Source organism: Nostoc sp. CHAB 5715, from assembly GCF_020829685.1.
In the GTDB taxonomy this organism is placed as follows: domain Bacteria; phylum Cyanobacteriota; class Cyanobacteriia; order Cyanobacteriales; family Nostocaceae; genus Nostoc.
This window is the reverse complement of sequence record NZ_JAIVFR010000507.1, coordinates 1-5,413: the sequence shown is the minus strand read 5'-3', so window position 1 is coordinate 5,413 and position 5,413 is coordinate 1. Positions and strand designations below refer to the sequence as shown.

4 protein-coding genes are annotated in these 5,413 nt (G+C 41.7%); 2 read left to right on the top strand and 2 right to left on the bottom strand.

Annotation, left to right across the window (positions count from 1 at the left end; genetic code table 11):
- Positions 1-180: 180 nt before the first annotated feature.
- Positions 181-1,077: a hypothetical protein gene (locus LC574_RS24595; protein WP_229456170.1), complete on the top strand. Its 897-nt coding sequence runs from the start codon at positions 181-183 to the stop codon at positions 1,075-1,077.
- Between the two features lie 601 nt (positions 1,078-1,678).
- On the opposite strand, the gene modB is transcribed toward LC574_RS24595, so the two are convergent.
- Complete coding sequence (gene modB / locus LC574_RS24590; RefSeq protein WP_229456169.1) at positions 1,679-3,499, bottom strand: molybdate ABC transporter permease subunit; 1,821 nt, start codon at positions 3,497-3,499, stop codon at positions 1,679-1,681.
- A 336-nt stretch (positions 3,500-3,835) separates the two neighbouring features.
- Positions 3,836-4,738 (bottom strand): class I SAM-dependent methyltransferase, encoded by a 903-nt coding sequence (locus LC574_RS24585; RefSeq protein ID WP_229456168.1) that lies wholly within the window; start codon positions 4,736-4,738, stop codon positions 3,836-3,838.
- Positions 4,739-4,897: 159 nt separating this feature from the next.
- Between LC574_RS24585 and LC574_RS24580 the strand changes: the two genes are divergently transcribed.
- The coding region (locus tag LC574_RS24580) for an FAD-dependent oxidoreductase (RefSeq protein WP_368736731.1) at positions 4,898-5,413 on the top strand (516 nt) is incomplete at its 3' end.

Sequence of the window (5,413 nt, the reverse complement as noted above, 5' to 3'; positions counted from 1 at the left end):
AACGATCTCGATCACGTACAAAAACGCCAATTTCTCTAGTTTTAAACAGTCCTGGAATCAGAGTGTCAGTGGAAATCTCAAGCTCTTCGGCCTGGAGGGTTCCCAAATGCTTATATCCAACTTATATCCAGCATTACATATACATTAAGCCAAGCTGATCAAACTAAGCTGAATGATGCGTTGAGCCATACAAGTATTCAGGCTCAATTAATTGTTAGCGAGTACCAAAGAATTTTTGGTGAGATTACTGTTGAGGATCTAAAAAAGGCTCAGAACAGGCTAGGGGATCAAGCTGTTTTGACCAAGATAGATTATGTAATTAGCTACGTTTTTGGCTCCCAATGGAGCGGTCGGCAAGAGAAAGAAAAGCTACCACTGACATATAAGGAGATGGCAAATGCTCAGAACATCAAGGATTTACTCCCGAAAATGCCTGTATCAGGAGAGCCAATTGTAATGGAATTATCAAGCTACCTAGCTCTTATGGAATCTGTAAACCTTCTCCAGTCCGAGATCCAAATGGGAAATTGGATCGTCCGCCAGATGATAAACAATACCTCTCATCCGACTAGGCAAAATGGTGGTATGCAAACTGTTAACCCTAACACAGGGGCAGTTTCTCAAACTTTTCAAGTGGGTTACAGCATCTCCCGCTCCTTGGCTTCTATCGAAAATGACCTGAACAACAAACAACAAATCATTAAGGTTGATATTAAGACTTCAGAAAAGTCTAGTACAGAAGCGATCGCCAGTATCGCAGGTCTATCTAGCTTTTCTGTTGGCTCGGTACTCCGGTTTTCCCAAGAGAATAGTTTTGATGACAATATGCAAATGGTTCAGGGGAGTAGTAAGGATAGCTTGATCGAGATTAAATACCCAGGATACACTATGGTCCCGATAGAGCCACTAGCTTGGCAGCAAGCTACTAATATTGGCTGGTACTATGAAGATCCGATTGCTGAGGCTTATAAGAACGGCACACAGGACGTTACAGGATTTAAATTCGTATTACCGCCTAATTATAATTTGAATTCTTTAGCTGATGGGGGGACTTTGGTCAACTCACAAGCCTACTGATCAGTAACTATCCAACAGTTACAATCCTTTACCGAAACGCAGATTTCAAAAAGTTCAAACAATCTTGGGATCAAAACCGCAAGGGAAACCTTACACTTTTTGGATTTAATAAGATTGGAAGCTTTAGTAAAGGGATATACTCCAGCCAAGTTCATCCGGGTTCTTCAAATAGTGAATTTTCAGTCATTTTTTCACCGTCCCCAGAAGTTGTATCGATGCCTGAGCTACAAAAAATGGCATACGTTATTGGTGGCACTTTGAATTTCCCAGCGATAAATACTTCAAAAGTATCACTAGTCAGAAGAATAATTGCCAAACTGTAAATATTTTTTCTAGAGGAATGTCTGAAAAGTTATGATCGCTGACGATATCCGGCACCGATGTCAAAGCCCCGGCAGCTAGGTTGCGTGAAGCCGAGCTATCCCGTAGGGAAACGCCCCTCTATCGGCATCGCTCTGTTCCCAATCTGGTTCTTCAAACTTTTCAGAAGCAAAATACTGGCGATACAATTCACAAGCTATAGTACATCGATTAACATTTAGTTTTACTTTTTATGCAACACCCAAATATGCAATGCCCCCTGTCTTGTGTATCTCTGCGTTCACTCCATTAAAATCAAGCGCAGAGGATCTAAACGCACATACCAAGGAAAAGGTTGGTCTTTCATCGTCGCCCATTTTTCTTTGAAGACTTCAGCTTGCAGATGATAATCTTGAGAATTCTTGCCAGCCGAATGTAGTTTGAGAAACAACGTTATCCGATGGGGCGTTTCACTTGTTCGCACTAACCAGCAGGGAAAGGTATTTTCCTGTGATAAGTCGTTGGTAAAAATGAACTGATGGGCGCGAATGCCGATGTAGGATAATTCGCTTTTGACAGGTTCAATTACTTGCAAAGTACAACCCCAATCAATCGCTTCTACCTGTTGTGATGACTGAAGAACAGCACGGGACAAGTTTTTGCATCCGGTGAGTTGGGCAACACTCACAGTAGCTGGATGCTGGAAAATATCATGTTTGCTGCCATAATGAACGGCTCTACCATGCTCCAATACCAACAGATTTGGGCAAATCCGATAAGCTTCTTCCATATTATGGGTAACAAATAGAGTCACACCTTGATAGCCAGCAAGAGTTTCTGTCATTTGCTGCTCTAATTGACTACGTAGATGGGTGTCAAGTGCCGAAAACGGCTCATCTAAAAGTAATGCTTCCGGTTGACTTGCTAATGCTCTTGCCAAAGCTACCCGTTGTTGTTGGCCCCCTGAAAGTTGGTGCGGATAGCGATCGCCTAATCCCTGCAACTGCATCGCTATTAGTTGCTCCTCTACCTGCACTTTAATACTCCCAGCCGATAGTCCTTTGGGCAAGCCAAAAGCAATGTTTTGCGCCACACTGATATGCGGAAACAGAGCATAATTCTGCACTAAAAAACCAATGCGGCGATCGCGGCTGGGTAAATTAATTCCTTGTTCTGAGTCAAACAGAACTCTCCCATTTAAAACTATGCGCCCTCTTGTCGGCGTTTCTATCCCCGCAAGGCAGCGCAAAATCATGCTCTTACCTGCACCAGAACCCCCCAATAATCCCAAGGGTTGCTCATCAGTAGTAAAAGCAACTTTTAAATCAAAGCTAGGAAGTACTTTTTCAATGTTGACAAACAATCCACCAGATTCAAAACTAGAGTCCAACGTATAAAGATTTTCTCCCCCTGCTCCCCCTGCCCCCCCCACTCCCCACTCCCTACTCCCTACTCCCCTCCTCTTTTCCCTCAATTCTTGCCAGAAGTTGACTGCAATAATTCCAGATAGAGAAATTACCATAATTGCGATCGCCCAAAACCACGCCTCATTCATTGCTCCCCCTTCCACAGCAAAATAAATCGCCATTGGGATTGTCTGCGTTTGCCCTGGAATGTTACCAGCCAACATCAACGTCGCCCCGAATTCTCCCAAAGCACGGGCGAAAGCGAGCATTGTGGCGGCTGCAATTCCGGGTAATGCTAGGGGGAAACTGATGCGCCAAAAGATTGTGGCTTCAGTTGCACCAAGGGTTCTGGCTACTCGCAGCAAATTACCATCTATTTGTTCAAAAGCTCCCAATGTAGTTTTATACATTAAAGGGAAAGAAACTACGGTAGCTGCGATCGCAGCACCATACCAAGTAAAGACGATGGTGAAGTCAAAAGTCTCCATGAGTTTCCCTACAGGGCCATTTTTGCCAAAAAATAGCAGCAACAAGAAACCGACAACCGTAGGTGGTAAAATCAGTGGCGCAATAAAGATACTCTCAATCAACGATTTACCTTTGCCACGATATCCCAGCATCCAGTAGGCAGCAGCGATACCCAAGAAGAATGTGATAAATGTAGCAAGTAATGAAGTTTTGAGTGATATCCAAAGAGGTGATAAATCCAATGGCATAGTTGCAGAGGGAAGAATTAGCTCAACTAATCCCTAATTTACCAACTTTAGTTAAAACATGTTGGTAAAAGTTGGTAGCTTAGATTTATTGAAAAAATAAAAGCACAACAATGTTGTGCTTCCGTAGTTCCTTTGTATTCAGTTCATTAGACCTCTTGCAAAACTCCCTAACACCCCTCCCCGCTTGCAAAGAGAGGGGAGACAAAGCGTAGCTTTGGCGGGGTGGGGTTCTTATCACAAAGAGCAATGAAAATTTCTTGTCCCTACTCCCCACTCCCTACTCCCTACTCCCTATTTTCAAGGCAGATGTGTTATGACAAAAAAATACTTTCTTAATTAGTCCAGTTGAGTACTGTAAGCGCTAAAACCATAAGCCAAAGTTTCTTTTAAACTATCTGATGGCTTAAGGCTTCTATTGATAGCATTAGCAAATGGCACTGGAATTGCTTTAATGGTTTCCGGCAAAATTGCATATTCTTGCGTTGGTTCGACACTGTATTGGGGACACTTAGCCTTCATCCCAGCAGTCGCTAACATATCATTTATTTCAGCAGATGTATATTGCTTGAGATAAACTGGATTTCTCACAAATGGATTCAGCCTTCTGATAAAATTATGGATAATATGAGAAGGACAAGACTTGTTGTGAAAGGAATGATTAAAAACGAAAATTCCCCCAGGTTTTAGTACGCGAGATATATCAGCCAACAAATTTATTAATTGTGCATCTGGGATATGCATAAAGACGCAGTTAGAAATTACTAAATCTATAGAATTATCTTCTAAAGGCAATATTTCAGCAGAATTGCAAATTAAGTTAAATTCAGCTTCAGGAAAAAAATTGTATTCTTGTTTAACCTTGAGTAACCGCCGCAACAAAGGTTCAGAAATATCAATTCCATAATATTTTTCGCATCTCAAATTTTTCGCTTTAGATAGATGTAAAGGTGCGCGACCATAACCACAACCAATCTCTAAAATAGAATCAACAGATTTATTCAAGGGGAACTTGTTCCAAGTACCTCCAGGTGTGCCAGTTAATAGAGTGTAATCTTGTTTGATGGGCGATGTATCTGCAACTTTTTCAATTTTTTGGGAACCATAGTATGTTTTACCAATTGCGTCCCATCTTTTTTTATGTTGAGTATTATTCAATTGTTCATAGTCGTTAGGAAAATAAATGCCATCTCGTAATTCAAAGTCCTTCAGACTGGATTTTACATTTGCTAATTGAGACATTATGATTATTCCTCATCAATAGTTAAGTCTGTTTCCTGTTATACTCCTAACTCAGCATTAACCGCAAGCGATTTTTACTGAATTGCTCCACATTAGGCTTTCTTTAAAGTCTATAACTGTTTTTATTCAATGGAATATGGTTCGTAGGCTAGCACAGCTATGCTACCAAAGCACGTATTGTATCCCAACGAAAACCGTTGTAATAGCAAGCCGTCATCTGATGAGAACGGCAAGTTCGTATACAGTTCGTATACATTAGTTAATAGACTGCAACAATCGGAGGCTGGGATGGTAGAAGGGTCACAACAAAAACGGGTGGTAGTTGTAGGTGCTGGTTGGGCTGGTTTAGGAGCAACCTACCATTTGGCAAAACAAGGCTATGATGTGACGCTTCTAGAAGCAGGCCCCTATCCCGGTGGACTGGTGGCAGGTTGGCAAACAGCAGCCGGAAAATCTGTTGAAGCTGGCATTCATGGCTTTTGGTATCCTTACAAAAATATTTTTTCCCTAATCAATGAATTAGAAATTAATCCTTTTACTACTTGGACTCGTTCTTCGCAATATTCACCAGCAGGTTTGGAAGTTGAATCACCAATTTTTCAAGACTTACCGCGACTTCCCTCCCCACTGGGAACTTTTCTCTACACTCAATTTAAGCGGCTACCACTAATTGAC